The sequence below is a fragment of the Corynebacterium sp. HMSC076G08 genome, from assembly GCF_001811515.1.
In the GTDB taxonomy this organism is placed as follows: domain Bacteria; phylum Actinomycetota; class Actinomycetes; order Mycobacteriales; family Mycobacteriaceae; genus Corynebacterium; species Corynebacterium hiratae.
Window position 1 is genome coordinate 405 of sequence record NZ_KV805065.1, and the last position, 16,653, is coordinate 17,057.

General features: G+C 63.0%; 13 protein-coding genes and 2 tRNA genes. 8 read left to right on the forward strand and 7 right to left on the reverse strand.

All coding sequences use genetic code 11. The annotated features are described in order from the left end of the window. Nucleotides 1-144: 144 nt before the first annotated feature. The 3 genes from HMPREF2806_RS09410 to gltX form a co-directional block, all read right to left on the reverse strand. Nucleotides 145-220, reverse strand: a tRNA-Glu gene (locus tag HMPREF2806_RS09410). A gap of 56 nt (nt 221-276) precedes the next feature. Next, a tRNA-Gln gene (locus HMPREF2806_RS09415) sits at nt 277-348 on the reverse strand. A gap of 174 nt (nt 349-522) precedes the next feature. Beyond that, nucleotides 523-2,022, reverse strand: coding sequence for a glutamate--tRNA ligase (gene gltX / locus HMPREF2806_RS09420; RefSeq protein ID WP_070517497.1), 1,500 nt, complete (start codon nt 2,020-2,022; stop codon nt 523-525). A 161-nt stretch (nt 2,023-2,183) separates the two neighbouring features. On the opposite strand from gltX, the gene HMPREF2806_RS09425 reads away from it, so the two are divergent. The 8 genes from HMPREF2806_RS09425 (at nt 2,184) to HMPREF2806_RS09460 (ending at nt 12,125) form a co-directional block, all read left to right on the forward strand. Further along, the gene (locus HMPREF2806_RS09425) at nt 2,184-4,550 is read left to right on the forward strand and encodes a choice-of-anchor M domain-containing protein (RefSeq protein WP_070517498.1); all 2,367 of its coding nucleotides are present in this window, start codon (nt 2,184-2,186) and stop codon (nt 4,548-4,550) included. 12 nt (nt 4,551-4,562) lie between these two features. Then, nucleotides 4,563-5,642: a choice-of-anchor M domain-containing protein gene (locus HMPREF2806_RS09430; RefSeq protein ID WP_070517500.1), complete on the forward strand. Its 1,080-nt coding sequence runs from the start codon at nt 4,563-4,565 to the stop codon at nt 5,640-5,642. Next, nucleotides 5,642-7,141 (forward strand): anchored repeat ABC transporter, substrate-binding protein, encoded by a 1,500-nt coding sequence (locus HMPREF2806_RS09435; protein WP_070517502.1) that lies wholly within the window; start codon nt 5,642-5,644, stop codon nt 7,139-7,141. The genes HMPREF2806_RS09430 and HMPREF2806_RS09435 overlap by 1 nt, the downstream gene beginning before the upstream one ends. Then, nucleotides 7,134-8,027: a choice-of-anchor M domain-containing protein gene (locus HMPREF2806_RS09440; RefSeq protein WP_070517503.1), complete on the forward strand. Its 894-nt coding sequence runs from the start codon at nt 7,134-7,136 to the stop codon at nt 8,025-8,027. The genes HMPREF2806_RS09435 and HMPREF2806_RS09440 overlap by 8 nt, the downstream gene beginning before the upstream one ends. Next, nucleotides 8,020-8,748, forward strand: a complete 729-nt coding sequence (locus HMPREF2806_RS09445; RefSeq protein ID WP_046648114.1) for an anchored repeat-type ABC transporter ATP-binding subunit — start codon at nt 8,020-8,022, stop codon at nt 8,746-8,748. The genes HMPREF2806_RS09440 and HMPREF2806_RS09445 overlap by 8 nt, the downstream gene beginning before the upstream one ends. Next, nucleotides 8,745-9,641, forward strand: a complete 897-nt coding sequence (locus tag HMPREF2806_RS09450; RefSeq protein WP_070517505.1) for an anchored repeat-type ABC transporter permease subunit — start codon at nt 8,745-8,747, stop codon at nt 9,639-9,641. Before HMPREF2806_RS09445 ends, HMPREF2806_RS09450 begins: the two co-directional genes overlap by 4 nt. After that, nucleotides 9,638-10,942 carry a choice-of-anchor M domain-containing protein gene (locus HMPREF2806_RS09455; protein WP_070517506.1) on the forward strand — a complete coding sequence of 435 codons (1,305 nt, stop codon included), beginning with the start codon at nt 9,638-9,640 and terminating at the stop codon, nt 10,940-10,942. The genes HMPREF2806_RS09450 and HMPREF2806_RS09455 overlap by 4 nt, the downstream gene beginning before the upstream one ends. A gap of 79 nt (nt 10,943-11,021) precedes the next feature. Next, nucleotides 11,022-12,125, forward strand: a complete 1,104-nt coding sequence (locus HMPREF2806_RS09460; RefSeq protein ID WP_070517508.1) for an isochorismate synthase — start codon at nt 11,022-11,024, stop codon at nt 12,123-12,125. An 8-nt stretch (nt 12,126-12,133) separates the two neighbouring features. Here the strand turns inward: HMPREF2806_RS09460 and HMPREF2806_RS09465 are convergent, their stop codons facing one another. The 4 genes from HMPREF2806_RS09465 to HMPREF2806_RS09480 all read right to left on the reverse strand — a co-directional run bounded on the left by HMPREF2806_RS09465 (nt 12,134) and on the right by HMPREF2806_RS09480 (nt 16,547). Next, nucleotides 12,134-12,943: a fumarylacetoacetate hydrolase family protein gene (locus tag HMPREF2806_RS09465; RefSeq protein WP_198531337.1), complete on the reverse strand. Its 810-nt coding sequence runs from the start codon at nt 12,941-12,943 to the stop codon at nt 12,134-12,136. Nucleotides 12,944-13,023: 80 nt separating this feature from the next. Then, nucleotides 13,024-13,641: an exonuclease domain-containing protein gene (locus tag HMPREF2806_RS09470; protein WP_070517511.1), complete on the reverse strand. Its 618-nt coding sequence runs from the start codon at nt 13,639-13,641 to the stop codon at nt 13,024-13,026. Further along, nucleotides 13,642-15,510: a DUF294 nucleotidyltransferase-like domain-containing protein gene (locus HMPREF2806_RS09475; RefSeq protein ID WP_070517513.1), complete on the reverse strand. Its 1,869-nt coding sequence runs from the start codon at nt 15,508-15,510 to the stop codon at nt 13,642-13,644. Between the two features lie 17 nt (nt 15,511-15,527). Beyond that, the gene (locus tag HMPREF2806_RS09480) at nt 15,528-16,547 is read right to left on the reverse strand and encodes a 3-isopropylmalate dehydrogenase (protein ID WP_070517515.1); all 1,020 of its coding nucleotides are present in this window, start codon (nt 16,545-16,547) and stop codon (nt 15,528-15,530) included. Nucleotides 16,548-16,653 lie beyond the last annotated feature (106 nt).

Below are 16,653 nucleotides of genomic sequence, written 5' to 3' on the forward strand. Positions count from 1 at the left end.
ACGCCGGAAAACAACACGTTTTGTCGTTTAGGCCCGAAAGACTTGAAACAGCCAAAGCTGGATTTGCCCCCAGAAACACAAAAGCCAGGTCCGAAGACCTGGCTACCTCTGTTAAATCACTAATTCGTATGTGTAAGAACACAATGGTACCCCGTACGGGATTTGAACCCGTGTTACCGGCGTGAGAGGCCGGCGTCCTAGGCCGCTAGACGAACGGGGCTTAGAACTGTGACAACTTAATTTGACGCGAGTTACTGCGTTAAATCGCTATCACTGCTGGCCTACCAGGACTCGAACCTAGAATGACGGTACCAGAAACCGTTGTGTTGCCAATTACACCATAGGCCATTATCGCTTCGAACTAGCTCAGGGCTTTAACCCCTCGCTGCTCGCTGCAACGGTTTATAACTATATCCAGCACTACCGATACACACAAATCGCCAGGCCAGAAAGCATTTTCGGGGCGTTAGGAGTGACACCTAACGCCCCGAAATTACAGCTCTGTGAGACTGCCCAGGAGGACTACTCAGCGCTCCACGGCGTGAGCGCCTGAGCAGCCTTAAGGCGAGCCAGCGTGGACTCCTTGCCCAGCAGCTCCATGGACTCAAACAGCGGCGGGGAGACCTGCTGGCCCGAGATAGCTACACGCAGGGCACCGTAGGCCTTGCGGGGCTTGAGGCCGAGGTCGTCGATAAGCGCGGCGGAGAGAACCTTCTCAATCTCCTCCGTCTTCCACTCTCCGAGCTCCTCCAGCTTGGCAATGGAAACCTCCAGCGGCTGCACCGCATCCTCCTTGAGGTTCTTCCGGGCCGCCTTCTCATCCAGCTCCAGTTCGGCGTCCGGCGTGGTGAGGAAGGACATGAGGCCATAGGCGTCGGACAGCGTCTTGATGCGGGTTTGCACCAGATCTGCGGCGAAAGCGAACTTCTCCTCCGGATAGTCCGCCGGGAAGTCGGTGTACTCGGTGAGATAGTCGCGCAGGCGCTGCGCAAAGTCTGCCGGCTCCAGCAAGCGAATGTGATCCGCATTGATGGCCTCGAGCTTCTTCTGATCGAAGCGAGCCGGGTTACCCAACACGTCGTGGACGTCGAAGCTGGCGATGAGCTCGTCGACGGAGAAGATGTCCTGGTCCGCAGACAGGGACCAGCCCAAGAGCGACAGGTAGTTGAGCATGCCCTCCGGGATGATGCCGTTGTCGCGGTGATTGAACAGGTTGGACTGCGGGTCACGCTTGGACAGCTTCTTGTTCCCCTCACCCATCACGAAGGGCAGGTGGCCAAACTCAGGCGTCTTCTTGGCAATGCCGAGCTCCACGAGCGCCTCGTAGAGGGCGAGCTGGCGCGGCGTGGAAGACAGGAGGTCCTCTCCGCGCAAAACGTGGGTAACTCCCATAAGCGCATCGTCGACCGGGTTAACCAGGGTGTAGAGCGGCGCACCGTTCGAGCGCGCCACGACGTAGTCCGGCTGGGTCTCCGACTTGAAGGTCATCTCACCGCGCACCAGGTCGGTCCAGGACCAATCCTTGTCCGGCATGCGCAGGCGCCAGACCGGCTTGCGGCCCTCCGCCTCGAAAGCGTCGATCTGCTCCTGGGTGAGGTCGCGGTCGAAGTTGTCGTAGCCCAGCTGCGGGTCGCGGCCGGCTGCCTTGTGGCGCTCCTGCACCTCTTCGTTGGTGGAGTAGGCCGGATAGACGTAGCCGCCATCCTTCAGCTTCTGCAGGACGTCGGCGTAGATGTCCATGCGCTGCGACTGGCGGTAAGGCTCGTCCGGGCCGCCGACGTTGACTCCTTCATCCCAGCCGAGGCCAAGCCAGTTCAGGGAGTCGATGATGGCCTGGTAGGACTCCTCGGAGTCACGGGCAGCATCGGTGTCCTCGATGCGGAAGATCAGCGTACCGCCAGTGTGGCGGGCATAAGCCCAGTTGAACAGAGCCGTGCGGACCATGCCCACGTGGGGCGTGCCGGTGGGTGAAGGGCAAAAACGGACGCGGACGTCGGATGTTTTTTCAGTCATGCCCACCATCGTAGTTCAGCGCCGCATCGCCGCACCGCCCGCCCCACTTGGGGGTAGTTGAACTCCGTTTCCACTAAGGCTGAGCAGCACCTTTTCCTCATACTTAACGGTACTGGTTTCCATTACCTATAGTGAATTCTCGTTCAAGAACTGAAGAAAGGTCTCCCATCGTGGTTCGTACCCGCTACGCGGCTCTGCTTACGTGCGCCGCACTCCTCGCCTCTCCCGCCACCGCCGTTGCCGGCCCCGACGACGGCAAGCACGTGGCCACCCAAACGCACATCGACTCCCCCAAGGCATTTTGGGAGGGTAATTCTCTCACCCTCAAGAGCCATTCCGCAGAAAGCAACCACGACCTTGCCGACACGGTCACCTGGGTGGGCAAAGGCTGGGACCAGAACGGAAGCAACCAATACCAGTTCACAGTCCCCGAGGACCCGGCACTTTCCTTCCTCGGAAAGGCTGGCACGACCTACTACATGGCACCTGCCCGCGTACAGGGCAGCCTGGACCCGGTATGGATGGGCTTCGGTGCGGACACCGAGCTGCCTGTCGATGACTTCCGCGACAACATCGCTTCTCTCGACCTCTTAAGCGTCGATGGCCCCGGCGAGGTAGAGATGTTTGGCTACTACCCCGGCCCCGGCGGCCTGCAGCGCTTCTTCGGAACCACCGAAGGTGCCCCGCATTCTGCCTGGCTGACGAGCGGCACGCACACCCACAACTACACCGTCTTCACCAAGCCTGGGCGCTACCAGCTGACCTACCGCACCACCGCGCGCGACAAGGACGGCAAGCTCATCGCTTCCGCACCGACCACCACCTCCATCCAGGTGGGCGGTCAGCGTCCGGCCGCCGATCCAACACCGTCACTCAAGGAGCGGTTCGACAAGGCCACCGCGGGAGATGCCAGCGCACAGGACTACCGGTTGACCATCGCTCCGAAAAAGTCCGGAGACAAGGATGGGGATGAGCGCCTCTCCTCCATCGACTTCACCGGCGGCAGCAACGGCACGCTCACGCTGCTGATCGACGGCTACTTCCTCACCGATCTGCCCGTGAAAGACGGTCAAGCACACTTCGATGAGTTCCTAGGCCCAGAGTCCTCCACGATCCAGGCTGTCTACACCCCGGAGGACGGCAGCCCGCGCTGGATCTCCGAGGAGCTCGCCTACTCAGAGAACGCCGAGCTTTCCACCACCTCGAAGAAGTCTGCGGAGTCCTGGGCAGAGACCACCAACCCCCGCCAGCTCTCCTCCGATCAAGAGGTTTCGGTATCTAACCCGGAGCTGTCCGCGCGGGCCATTCCGGAGGGCGAGGACGCAACACGCATCATCGTTGAGGCCGCCGATAAGAAGCTCGAAGGCTACGTCCATGGTGGCTTCTTCAGCAAGGGCAGCGAGCTTCCCGACGTGGAATTCGACGGGGTCATCAGCAACGGCCGCGCGGAGTTTGTGGTCGGCGCAGACGCAAGCTTCAACGGCAATACCGTGCGCCTGGATATCCTCCCGCACCCGAGCATCAAGCAAGATTCCGGAAGCATCACGCTCACCGAGAACTTCTCCTTTGGGCAGAAATACGAGGGCCGCGGCGCACTCGGCACAACCTCCAAGGCCCCTTCCACCAGCCCGGACAACAACACCAAGCCAGAGGCAGGAAAGTACACCGGTACGTGCGTTGACAAGGCGGTGCTCGACCATGGCCACGTCGATATCGCTGTCACTCGTGACGGCGATAAGTTCCGCACCCGCCTCAAGGATGAGACGGCCATCGTAGACAAGAAGACTGTCGAGCGCCCGCTTGATGACGTTGTCCTCGCCATCCACAACAATGCCCTGCGCCCCCGCCCGGAGGCGCTCAAGGGCAAAGACTTCGACTACCTGGGCGAGGATAAGTTCTTCCTGCTCCCCCAAACCCAAGAGCAGAGCATCATCTGGCCGGGTTATAACACCCAGGCGCTTGACTACCAGGACTACAAAGACGGCACGGTCACCCTCAACATCAAGCCCGTTGAGATGCCCGACGGCGCACAGGTGGGCCTATTCACCACCGAAGGGTTGGGCAAGGGCTTTACTCCCTTGATCAACTCCGCCGAAGGTGACTACTCCATTGAGACCACCTTCGCCTCCCACACCCACACCAACTGGGCGTTTACGAAGCCGGGCATGTACAAGCTCGAGGTCAGCTACTCGGCTACCACTACAGACGGCAAGGAGATTGCCTCTGAACCGCAGACGCTCACCGTGGCCGCCGGCGACGCCGCGATCAAGGACTGCGTGAGCGCGAAGGACGGAAACGAGGGCGGAAACAAGGGCGGAAACAAGGGCGAGGGCAACGACAAGCCCGGCAGCACCAAGCCGAACGACAACAAATCCAGCGGCGAGAAGGACATGAAGTCCTCTATGCCCAAACTCGAGGGTTTGTGGGGCCTCGTGCTTCCCGTTGTCTTGGCCATCGTGTTCCAAGGTTTCCTCAACTTCTACAACAACCACCGCGGCCAGATTGAGTCTCGCCTCAACGGCCTGCTTCATCGCTAGAAAGGACACCGCGTGCACCGCACCACAGAACTGCACAGAGTCACTGCTGCCCTCTGCGCCATCGCCGTGGCGCTGGCAGTCGTCTTCACGGGCCACCCGGCCCCGGCCCGCGCCGATGGCGAGGTTTTCGACACCGGGCACGTTGATGCCTTCTATGTCTCCGCACCCGGCGGAGAGCTCACTTTGTCAATGAAGGAAGACATCACAGGTAGCGGTGTCGTACGCCCAGGCAACGATGTCACCCTCAAAGTGGCCGAGGAAGCCTGGAGCGAGGCCACCGAGGGCATCGATGGGATTGGCGCACCGACGTATTACCTCCCCCAGACCCAGGACAGTTCGCTGCTCTGGCCGGGATGGGATACCCAGTCTGCACAATCGGCTGGCTACACCGACATCAACTTCGAGTTCGTCGAGGTCACCGGCCCCGGTGATATCTTCGTGTTCGAAACGGCAGGCTTCGGCGATATCCAGCCTGTCACCGACGCCGGCGCGCTGGACCTGGTGTCCGGGGACGTCATCAACCAGGCCTACCCGGCACACCGACACGTCAACTGGGCTTTTAGCGAACCCGGTATCTACACCATGACGGTGCAGGCAGAATCCAATGGGGACACGAGTAACCAGGTCACCTATACCTGGGACGTCGGTGATGCAGAAGCCACGCCCCGGGAAGAAGAAACGGATACGGACCACGGTGCTGAGAGCTCTGCTGAGCTCGACGACGTCACCCTGGGAGAGGCCTCTTCCGACGAACCTGCTTCTTCTAACTCGGGCTCACGCTCTGGGGGCGGAAGCTCCGGAGGCGCTACCCGCGGTGCGGCGTCGGCTGCGGGAACCAAGGCCGCAGAACAACAGGCACAGGACAAGAATCGAAAAGACCGCTCAGAGCGCAAGGAAAGGAAGGAGCGCAAGCCTGCCCGCGTAGCCGACAAAACCACGCCAGCCGCGGAGAACGTGGACACGGTCGCTGCCGCCGGCTATTACGACAGCGGGCAAAACCTACTGCCGTGGGGCATCGGAATCTTGGGCCTTGGCATGCTCGTGCTTGGCTTGGCGCTAGCACGTCTCGCACTCATTAAGGGCCGCGACTAATGCCGCACGGAGTACGCACCCGGACGCACCCCATCGCGCTACTCTCGGCGGTGCTTATTGGCGCGTCCACGCTCAGTGGTTGCGCGAGCACCGCCAATGGGGACGATGCGAAGCTCAAGGTGGTGGCGACGACGCCGATTCTGGGGGACGTCGCCAAGCACGTGGCCGGGGACGACGCCGCGGTGACCACGTTGATTCCCGCGGGCAAGGACCCACACACCTTTGAGCCGAGCTTGCGCTCGGTGCGGGATGTCGCCAACGCGGATGTGCTGCTGGCCAATGGGTTTCTCCTCGAGCCGCAGAACCTGCTGAAGACGCTGCGGGAATCATCGGATGTTCCGGTCACCGAGGTAGCGGACCAAGCGTCCACGCGCGGGGCTCGTCTCGTGCCGTTGGTGGAAAACGTTGCTCTCGATGCCGTGTGGCTGGGGCTGCGCGTGCGCAATGCCTCGCCGGGTACAACGAGCGTAACTATGAGCCTGCTCGATGCCGAGGGGCCAGGCGATGTTGCGGCTTACGTCGTATCCACGTTTGGTACGCCCGAAGCACTCTTTAACACGGCTGATGGTCTGGACGAACGCGACGATTCCACGACGCTGCCGGCCAACGCCCACACGCACGTCTCGTGGGCCTTCACCAAGCCGGGCATATACCGTCTCACTTTTGGCGCAACGGATAGCTCCCCGCAGGAATTCACGGTGGCCGTGGGCGTACAGCCACCTGATGGAATGACCTCCCTGGATTCGGGACACGTAGATATCACCGCGGACTTGTCCACGGGCGAGCTCGATTTGGAGGATCAAGGCGAAGGTTTCGACCCGCGCACCACGGCGTTGAGCATTCCCAACTCCACCCTGCAGCAGATTCCGCCGGATCCTGCGTACCGCTTCCTAGGGCGCCCAGGTGACGAGACCTACCTGCTGCCGCAGGCGGTCCTGGGCAAGCACATCCACGGTGAGGTTGACCCGCACCTGTGGCACAACGCGGCCAACGGCATCAGCTATGCCGAGGTCATCGCCGAGCAGCTGGCCGTGGCGGATCCGTCCCACGGCGCGGACTATCGGGAGCGCGCTCAGGACTACATCGAGCAGTTGCACGACGCGGACGCGGAGGTGCGGCGGCTCATCGAAGACATCCCGGAGCGCAACCGGCACTTGGTCACACCTCATCACGGCTATGCCTACCTGGAACAAGGTTATGGCCTTGATATTGCGGGATTCGTCACTCCCAACCCGGCCATCGAGCCTTCACCGCGGGACGTCATCGCCCTGCGCCGCACGTTGGAGAATCTCCGCCTGCCCGCGGTCTTCGTCGAACCTACTCAACAGGCCAGCGCCGATGTCATCCGTGAGGCTGCCGAATCCCTTGGGATCGCGGTCTGCCCCATCTACGGCGACACTCTCGATGACACCGTCCCCACGTATCTCGACCTGTTGCGATTCAACGCACACTCACTCAACCGCTGCTTAGGCAGCACCACGAAGGAAACTCATGTCTAATCGCACCATCCACACACTAGGCACGTCCCTGGCGGCAACACTGACCGCTGCGGCGCTGGCTTTCGCACCGGTGACCGCGTGGGCCGGTGATCTGGCCCAGGTCGTGAGCGCCGATGAAGAGGTCGCCACACCTGGAACAGAGGCCACCATCGACCACGGTCACGTGGACCTCGGGCTGTTGCTTGTCGACGGGCAGGCCCAGTTCCTCGCCCGCGACGATTCAGCGGCCACGCCGGTGTGGCGTGATCCTGCTGACGTAGTCTTCGACGTCGGCGACAATGCCCAACTCACCCTTCCGGAGGACAAAGCCTTTTCCTTTGTCGGCGCCGAGCCCGGATCGCAGGTGTGGGTCGTTCCCCAAACAGAGCAAGCCGACGTGCCGTGGCTGGGCTGGAATACCCAGGCGCCCTCGCTAACGGACAACGTTGACCGCGGCCTCTCCATGGAGTTCTTGGGCCACCAAGGGCCGGGCGAGTTCTCGCTGTTCCTGCAAAACGGTGGCTTCGAAGAACCGCAGCTGCTGTGGTCCACCGCGACCGGGGCCACGGACGGTTTCTGGGTGGACCTGGGCACGCACACGCACGCTAACTGGGTATTTAGCGAACCCGGCATCCACCAGGTTCGGGTGCGCATGAGCGGGCAAGGCGCGGGCGAGAGCGCCGGGAGCGATGTCGCTGCCGAGGCCACGTTGACCTTTGCTGTCGGTGCAGGCACCGACGTCGCGCAGGCGCACGCCGCGCAGTGGGATCCGAGCGCCGTGTCCTCGGATGCCTCGGCGGGCGCCGCGGTGCCGGTGTGGGTCTGGGCACTCGCCGGTGCGGGCCTACTCGTCCTCGTCGGGGCTGTGTTTGCGGTGCTACGCGCGAAAGGCGGGCGCCGTGGCTAATCCCTTCATCTCAATCAACGACCTGGCAGTATCGCTTTCTGGCCGCCAGGTCATCGACGGCGCATGCTTCGACGTCAACCCCGGCGAGTTTATTGGGCTTCTCGGGCCGAACGGAGCCGGTAAGACCACGCTGATGCGCGCCGTCCTGGGGCTGGTCCCCTTCACCGGCACCATCGACGTCACCACCTCGTTGGGATACGTCCCGCAGCGTCACGACGTGGAGTGGGACTTCCCCATCAGCGTGGCCAAGGCGGTGCTCAGCGGGCGCACGGGAATGGTGGGCTGGTTCCGGCGGCCGGGCCGGGCTGACAAGGAGGCTGCCCGCCGCGCCATCGAGTTGACCAATTTGGAAGAGTTCGCCCAGCGACCCATCGCGCAGCTGTCCGGCGGCCAACGCCAGCGCGTCCTCATCGCCCGCGCTCTGGCCTGCGAGCCCGAGGTGCTGCTTCTCGACGAACCCTTCACCGGACTCGACGCTCCCAACACCGAGGAGCTACTGACTCTTTTCCAGAAACTTACCGACCAGGGAAGCAGCGTGGTCATGTCCACGCACAATCTCTCCGAGGCCGCGCACTCGTGTTCGCGCCTGGTGCTCTTTAACCGGGGGATCGTCGCGGACGGGCCCGCTGAGGATCTGCGCCTGACCCCGCAGCCGTGGAGCGAAACCTTCGGGGTATCGGCCTCCTCACCGCTGCTCTCTGCGATTGGGGTGGCGGCATGATCGACATTTCGCTTGTTGAGTTCTTCCAGGACCTGGCCAACCCGCACCTGGACTTTTTGGCCCGCGCGGTCGGCATCTCCATCCTCGCTGCAATCGTGTGCGGGGTGGTGGGGTGCTACGTCGTGCTGCGCGGCATGGCCTTTATCGGCGATGCTGTCTCCCACGCGGTGTTCCCTGGGCTGGCTATCGCTTTCGTGCTCCAGGGCTCCGTGCTGCTCGGCGGCGCCGTGGCGGGCTGCACCGTCGCCGTGCTCATCGCGTGCTTCTCCCAGCGCCGCACGGTCCGCGAGGACTCGGTCATCGGTATCTTCTTCGCCGCATCCTTTGCGCTTGGCATGGTCATTATCTCCCGGGTGGAGGGCTATACGGCCTCGCTCACGAGCTTCCTCTTCGGATCGCTGACGGGTGTCTCCCGTGCGGATCTCTACACGGCGTTCACCGTCACGGTGCTCATCGTTGGGGCGGTGATCCTGCTCGGTCCCCAGCTCACCGCTACATGCCTGGACAAAGAGACTGCCCGCGCGATGGGGCTGCCCGTCTTTGCTCTGGACATCGTGCTCTACCTCTGCGTGACCGGCGCGGTGGTCATCTCTGTGGGCACCATCGGCAACGTCCTCGTGCTCGCCCTGCTCATTACCCCGGCGGCCACGGCGCGGCTGCTCTGTGACTCGCTGGGGTCGATGATGGTCGCCTCCGCGGCCATCGGTTCGCTCGGCAGCTTCTTCGGCATCTATCTGGCGTGGGCCATCGATCTTCCCGCTGGGGCGACCATCGTGCTGCTGCTTACTGCTTGCTTCCTCGCGGCGTGGGCGCTGTCCCCTCTTCTGCATTCTCGTCGTGCCACGGCGTCCTCCCCGCACCCATCTGATTCAAAGGAGTCCCTGTCCGCATGAACATCCGTCCCCTAACCTTGACCGCTGCCGCCGCTATCGCCCTGAGCTCGCCGACGATGATTGCTTCTGCAGCGCCCGCTGTTGCCGCGGAGCGCGCAGGCGAGTCCTCCTGCGATGCCAGCTCCCTGCATTCCTTTAGCCGCGGGCACCAAGACCTCGCGCTGGTGGGAGACTCTGGCAACATCTCCTTCATCGCCCGCGACGATGAGTCCGGCAAGGACTACGACTCCGGCGAATTCTACGTGGAGGTCGGCAGCAATGCCGCCTTCGATGAGTCAGCCGGAAGCGATATCCCGTCGAGTGGTTGGCAGATCCCCCAAACCCAAGACCCGGCAATCCCCTGGCTTGGTTTCAACACCAGCTACCTCGAGCCGGCAACGGCCGAGGGCGCTACCCTGTCGCTAACGTTGCACAGCGCACCGGAAGGCGGACGTATGGTGGGATTCCAAAACTCCCTGGGTGCAGCGCCCACCGTCCTCTTTGATTCGGAAGACCCAGACATCACCTGGAACTACCCCGATCACTTCCACAGCCACACCGGGATCATTTTCACCGAGCCAGGCGCCTATGCCGCAACCTTCACGTTTACGCTCAACGACGGCTCGGAGCATTCCATCGACGTTCCATTCCTCGTAGGTGAAGCGGAGCCCGACGAGGTGTGTCAACTGGATTGGGGTGCCAGTGCCGGCGCTGGGCAGGGCTCTGGTTCTGGCAGCGCGAAGAACCGCCCGCAGCAGTTGGCCAAGGAGATCAACGACACCTCTAAGTCCATCGCTCAGTTAGACAAGACGATGGATAAAACCTTCAAGGAGGCCGAGGCCGTCCTCAACGGCGCGCAGCCCTCCACGTCCAGAGACGCCAAAGACTCGAAGCAGTCTGAGCGCTCCGCGCGAAGCACCGAAAAAAAGCCGGCCGCAGATGCTTCTGAAAGAAGCCAACGTCCTGAGACGCAGGGCCAGCGCGCCCCACAGAACGGATCATCCCACACTGTGGAACAACAGAGAGATTCCACACATCGGAACACCTCGAACGGGCGCTCTGCTACTCGCGCGAAAGAGTCCGGGAATACCGCGGCGCCCAAGAAGGAACGAAGCACCAAGCATACCGCCGCGGCGCAGCGCCCCGCCCCAAGCACGGAGGAACAGCAAGCTGGAAGCGCAAACATCCAGGCTATGAGCTATGGCGCACCGATGGCCGGCTTCTGGGCGGGCTTCCTTGCGGGCATGGGTTCCCTTGCGCTTCTCCTCGGTATCGGGCTGTTCATCGCTGTGCAGTTCTTCCGCCCGCGCAACCGCGACTAGTCCCCTAGGGGCGGTCACCCCGCATAAGGAGTGGATCTGGTTTCGGTAAGAAGGAAAGAAGGAACTAGAGTTATTCCTTATGTGTGAAAACAGACCCTCCACCGCCCCCGACTTCCTCCTGTCCCGCGCGACGGGGTCTGTGCGTACCCAAGGTTCGGCCGCGACCTTCAGCGATGTCGATGCCGCCGTAACCGAGCTGCGCGCCGGCGCGGTCCCGATGATCGTCGGCGCGCTTCCCTTCCACAAGGGAGATCCGGCCGCCTTGACAGTCCCGCGCAGCATTATCCGCGAGGACGGCCCGCTCGAGCCACATGCCTATTACCGCAGCGGCACGCTCAACGCGCGGGTTACCGGTTTCGATCCGGAACCGGAGGAACACCTTCGCCGCATTGAAGCAGCCATCGCCACGATCGAGGCGTCGAAGTTGGACAAGGTAGTCCTCGCCCGCGCCGTTGACATTGAGTTCCACGCCCCTGTCGATCCGCTCCTCGTCGCCGCACGGCTGATCGACCTATCCTCCCATCGCGATGGTTTCATCGCCGACCTCACCCCGGCGGGGCGACCCGGAGCGATGCTCGTGGGCTCTTCCCCGGAGGTGCTCATCAAGAAGCAGGGTTCAACAGTCACGGCCTTCCCCTTGGCCGGATCCGCGCCCCGGCAGTCGGATAAAGCACGCGACATCATGGCAGGTCAGGACCTGCACAATTCCGAGAAGGATTTGCGCGAGCATGCCTTCGTGGTCGACCACATCCGCCGCATCCTGCAGCCGCTGTGCGCGACTCTCGACGCCCCCGCCTCGCCCCAGCTGACCTCCACCAATGAAATGTGGCATCTGGGCACCCCGATTGCGGGAACCCTCAAGGACTCCAGCATTACGGCACTGGAGCTGGCCGAGTTGGTTTACCCCACCCCAGCTATTTGCGGCACCCCCACCGAAGCTGCACAGGCGCTCATCGAGACTGCTGAGACCGACCGCGGCTTCTACGCCGGTGCAGTTGGCTGGTGCGATGATTCCGGCGACGGCGAATACATGGTGGCCATCCGCTGCGCGGAGGTCGCGGGCGATGGCCTGTCCGCCCGCGCTTGGGCGGGCGGTGGAATCGTCGTGGATTCCGACCCAGCGGCCGAGCTTCAGGAAACCACAGCGAAGCTGCGCACCATTCTCCGCGCGCTCAACCTCTAGAGCAGCGCCTAAGCGCGCTCGATCGGGTTCTTCAAGCTACCTACGCCGGGGATCTCAATTTCGATGGTATCGCCCGGCACCATCGGCGCCGTGCCAGCCGGGGATCCGGTGGTGATGACATCGCCCGGCAGCAGGGTGTAGGACTGCGAGATCTCAGCGATAATATCGCCCATCTTCACGATCATCTGGTCGGTGTTGGAGTCCTGCTTCTGCTCGCGCTTGCCATCGTGCGTGAGGTAGGCGTTGATCTTCTGGTCATCGAGATTGATGCAGTCCAGGTCCGTCTCAATCCACGGGCCCAGCGGGCAGAAGGTGTCGATGCCCTTCGCGCGCGCCCACTGGCCATCCTGGAACTGCAGGTCACGCGAAGAAACATCGTTACAAATGGTGTAGCCGACGACGTGGTCGCGCCACTTCTCTGGGTCGATATTCTTCGAGACCTTGGAGATCACGACGGCGAGCTCACCCTCGAACTCCACGTTGGTGGCGAACTCCGGAATCTTGATGGGCGCACCCGGGCCAATGACCGCGGTGGAAGGCTTGATGAAGATCGTCGGCGGCAGGTGCTCGGCAGACTCCTTGAAGACCTCCGCGACGTGATCTTCGTAGTTGCGGCCGAGTGCTACGACCTTGGTCGGCAGGGTCGGCGCCAGCAAGCGCACCTCACTCAGCGGCCACTCGCGGCCGGTGGGCTCCGGCGGCGTAAACGGGGTGCCGGAAATCTCCTTGGCCACCAGCTGATCCAGCGGGGCGTCGGCGGGGCCATCGATGATGGCGAAACAGATACCTTCGGTGTGAGCAATTCGTCCTAAACGCATAACGGCCATACTACTCGCAAGGATTTTTAACTCACGATCAGGGGCCTGCAGTAAAGGTTGCAAAGAAAGCGATGTCTATCTCAGCGCTGGACGACGTCCCCCAGGGTCACCGCTCGCGTGCTCCCCCGCTGCGCCAGGTATAGCTCTGCGCAGGCCAAGGCGTCACTCAGCGCATTGTGGCTGCCATAGCGCGGCAGACCATAGCGCTCACGGACGCGGGGAAGGCGTAGGTCCTCGCCGCGCGGGTAGGTGCCCATGCGCTCCATGTGGCGCCGCTCCAACGCAAAGGTATCCACCACGCTCAGCCGCGGGCGCTCTCCGAACACCGCGCGCGATGCCGCCTCAATGAATCCCACCTCCAGCGCTGAGAAGTGTGCGAGCAACGCGCGTCCCTGCACCGCCTGGCGCAACTGCTCCATGGCGCTCTCCAGCTCCTCGCCGGCATCGATGACGTTTTGGGTCAGCAGGTGGACATGCGCGTCGTCGGCCACCTGCGCGCCGCGCACCACGATATAGCCAGCCCCGGATAAGTCGATGGTTCTGCCATTAACCGGAACCCAGCCAATAGAGACGATCTTCCCCGTGCGGGGGTTAAGGCTGGTCGTCTCCATGTCCACGGCCAGCAAGCCCACGTCATCAAGGGGTGTAGTGCGCGGGGGCGCGCCCCAGTCCGCCCGGCGGCTCCAGCGATTCCACATCTAGATATTCCTCACCGGGTATTTGGTCGCGAGGGCATTCTGCATCGACTTGATCGCCCGGAAGGCATCGCGCAGGTGCTCGCGTTCCATGCGCCCCAGGCTCTTGGGGTCGATGTTGTAATTGGGCTGCTGGCCCTCGCGCAGCTGGTGGGCTTGGTGTTGGAAGGAAAGGGAGCGTAGGTAGTCGAAGGCGTCGAGAAGCTCCTGCGCCCCCTGTTGGCTCACCGCATTACCGGCAGCTTCTCTGAGACGCTGGCGAGTATCCACCACCGTCGAGCCGGAAGCCAAGGCGAAGAGCCGGGCCATCTGTACGATTCCGGCGGTCCCGCCCTTCTTAATGTCGAGGGTGTTGGCGTAGTCGCCATCGCGTTCCACCACCAGCCCTCTGAAGAAGGTCAGCGGCGGCTCGCGGCGCGCTGCCAAGCTGGCCAGGTGCGCGTGCAAGCGAGTTGCGCCCTTACCCATTTCTACGGCAGCAGTGTGAACTTCCCGGCCCAGCTCCTCGCTGCCATAGAGGACACGGAAATCGAAGAAGATCTGTGCGTTGAGCAGAGCCTCCGGTTGGGGCTCCCGGATCCACCTACGGAAGGTATCGATCCAGTGGGCCCGGGTCATCCGCCATTCTTCGTTCATCGCCATCATGTTGCCGGGGCAGAGAACTTGGCCGGCGTCGGCAAGCCCCTGGCAGACGAAGGAGCTCATCCGCGCGAAGTAGTCGCCGTGTACCGCGGCATCGTAGTCATCAGCGAGAACCAGAGCATTGTCCTGATCCGAGGCGAGCGCCATTTCCCGGCGGCCCTGCGAACCGACGGCCACGAAGGCATACTCGACCGGCGGAGGTCCGAGTTCCTCCTCGGCCAGCGTGCATAGTCGGCGGGCCACTGCATCGGCGGCGAGCGTGACCAGGCTGGAGGCTTCCGCCGGGGTGGAGCCACGCTCCACGTAACGCCCGGCCAGGCGCGTGGCTTCCTGAAAAGCGCCACGAAGCTCAGCGGCACTGCTGCGCCGTGAGAGATCCGCGGTGAGGTAGAGCGGATCGTTATGGAGCAGGCGCGTAACGTCCGACTGCGTGACAATGCCCTGCAATGCGCCCTCGGTGACCACCGGCAGGTGGTGGATACCTCGCTCGGCCATGTGCAGCAGCGCCTCCATGGCGGGGGCATCGGCAGATACCGTCAGCGGGTTGGGCGTCATGATCTCCCCCACCGCCTGGCCAGGATCGCGGTGAACGGCGAGCACGCGCGAACGCAGATCGCGGTCCGTCACGATGCCCTTAAGGCGGGTGCCGTTCTGGTTCCCGGGCTCCACGACGAGGAGCGAGGACACACTCCGGTCAGTCATCATGCCAGCGGCTTCCGCGATCGTGGTGGTGGGCGGAGCGGTGAGCACGTCGGTGCGGATAAGGTCCTGCAGCGGCGTGCGGAGAACATCCGTCGGTGCGGAATCGGACAGCTCGCGGGCTGCTGCTCGGATCTGGCGCGACTTGGCCGAAAAGAACCGTGCGATGTCTGGGTTGCGTTGGGCGCACTCGCTAAAAGCGTGCTGCGGCAGGGTGAAGACCAGACTGTCTTCGACCGCGACCATCTCGTAGACGGAAACCGGCTCACCCTGCAGCGTGGAATAGCCGAAGGTCAGCCCGGGTTCGCGCCGATCGAGGAGGACGCCATCCTCTCCCAGAACATCTATTGCCCCGGTGCGGATGATGTGGAGAAAAGCATTCTCCTCCCCGAGCCGGACGGGGACATCCCCGCGGCGCAGGTAGATCATGCTCAGCTGTGCAGACAGCGCGGTGAGCTCTTCCTCCGGCAGGCGGGAGAAAGGCTCGTGCTGGGCGAGGAAACTAGTGACCTCGTCTATTTCGACGCTCATGCGCCAACCATACAGTGCTAGGCGCTCAGCGCGGAGGCGATTCGGTCACCAATTTCGGTAGTCTTCGGCTGCGCATCCCCGCGGGAGGAGACGTCGGCAGCAACGGCCTCCTCGATGCGCACAGCGTTGTCCTCGTCGCCGAGGTGGCGCAGTAGCATCGCGGCCGAGAGGATCGCCGCGGTCGGGTCCGCAATCCCTTTGCCCGCAATGTCCGGGGCAGAACCGTGGACAGGCTCGAACATGGAGGGATTCGCACCGGAGGCGTCAATGTTTCCGGAGGCGGCCAAGCCGATGCCACCGGTAACAGCACCGGCCAGGTCAGTCAGGATGTCACCAAAGAGGTTATCGGTCACGATGACGTCGTAACGCGCGGGATCGGTGACCATGTAGATGGTTGCGGCATCGATGTGGTTATAGTCCACGGTGACCTCCGGGAACTCCTGTGCCACCTCGTTCACGGTGCGCTGCCACAGCCCACCGGCATTGACCAAAACGTTGGTCTTGTGCACCAGCGTGACGTGCTTGCGGCGGGACATCGCGCGTTGGAAGGCATCGCGCACCACGCGCTCAACGCCGTAGCGGGTGTTTTGGGAAACCTCCGAGGCCACCTCGTGCTCCGTGCCCTCGCGCAGAGTTCCTCCGTTACCGCAGTACAGCCCTTCGGTGCCCTCGCGCACGACGACGAAGTCGATATCGCCCGGGTTCGCCAACGGCGAGGTAGACGTCGGGTACAACTTGGAGGGGCGCAGGTTAACGTGGTGGTCGAGCGCAAAACGCATCTTCAGCAGCAGGCCGCGCTCCAAGACGCCGGGCGGAACCTCACCGGGGGCGCCAATCGCACCGAGCAGGATGGCGTCGTGCTCGCGCAGGGAGGCCAGGTCGGCGTCGGTAAGCAGCTCTCCGTTGCGCAGGTAGCGTCGAGCACCCAGGTCGTAGTCGGTCACCTCGATGTCCTCGCGCACCGCGCGCAGAACCTTGAGCGCTTCCGCGGTTACCTCGGGGCCAATGCCGTCGCCGCCAATCACTGCAAGTTTCATTTTGTGGGATTCCTTTCTCACATATTGGATACTTGAGAGAGTACCACCCTCGAGCCCTCCATGAAGCCGAAACGGCTTAAGGGACATTTCGTGTGGATAAACCGAT

What these genes read in the sequence shown, in the direction of transcription:
- HMPREF2806_RS09440 (WP_070517503.1), top strand. Translation starts at nt 7,134, where the DNA reads ATGTCTAATCGCACCATCCACACACTAGGCACGTCCCTGGCGGCAACA.
- gltX (WP_070517497.1), bottom strand. Translation starts at nt 2,022, where the DNA reads ATGGTGGGCATGACTGAAAAAACATCCGACGTCCGCGTCCGTTTTTGC.
- HMPREF2806_RS09465 (WP_198531337.1), bottom strand. Translation starts at nt 12,943, where the DNA reads ATGCGTTTAGGACGAATTGCTCACACCGAAGGTATCTGTTTCGCCATC.
- HMPREF2806_RS09475 (WP_070517513.1), bottom strand. Translation starts at nt 15,510, where the DNA reads ATGAGCGTCGAAATAGACGAGGTCACTAGTTTCCTCGCCCAGCACGAG.
- HMPREF2806_RS09435 (WP_070517502.1), top strand. Translation starts at nt 5,642, where the DNA reads ATGCCGCACGGAGTACGCACCCGGACGCACCCCATCGCGCTACTCTCG.
- HMPREF2806_RS09450 (WP_070517505.1), top strand. Translation starts at nt 8,745, where the DNA reads ATGATCGACATTTCGCTTGTTGAGTTCTTCCAGGACCTGGCCAACCCG.
- HMPREF2806_RS09455 (WP_070517506.1), top strand. Translation starts at nt 9,638, where the DNA reads ATGAACATCCGTCCCCTAACCTTGACCGCTGCCGCCGCTATCGCCCTG.
- HMPREF2806_RS09460 (WP_070517508.1), top strand. Translation starts at nt 11,022, where the DNA reads ATGTGTGAAAACAGACCCTCCACCGCCCCCGACTTCCTCCTGTCCCGC.
- HMPREF2806_RS09470 (WP_070517511.1), bottom strand. Translation starts at nt 13,641, where the DNA reads ATGTGGAATCGCTGGAGCCGCCGGGCGGACTGGGGCGCGCCCCCGCGC.
- HMPREF2806_RS09480 (WP_070517515.1), bottom strand. Translation starts at nt 16,547, where the DNA reads ATGAAACTTGCAGTGATTGGCGGCGACGGCATTGGCCCCGAGGTAACC.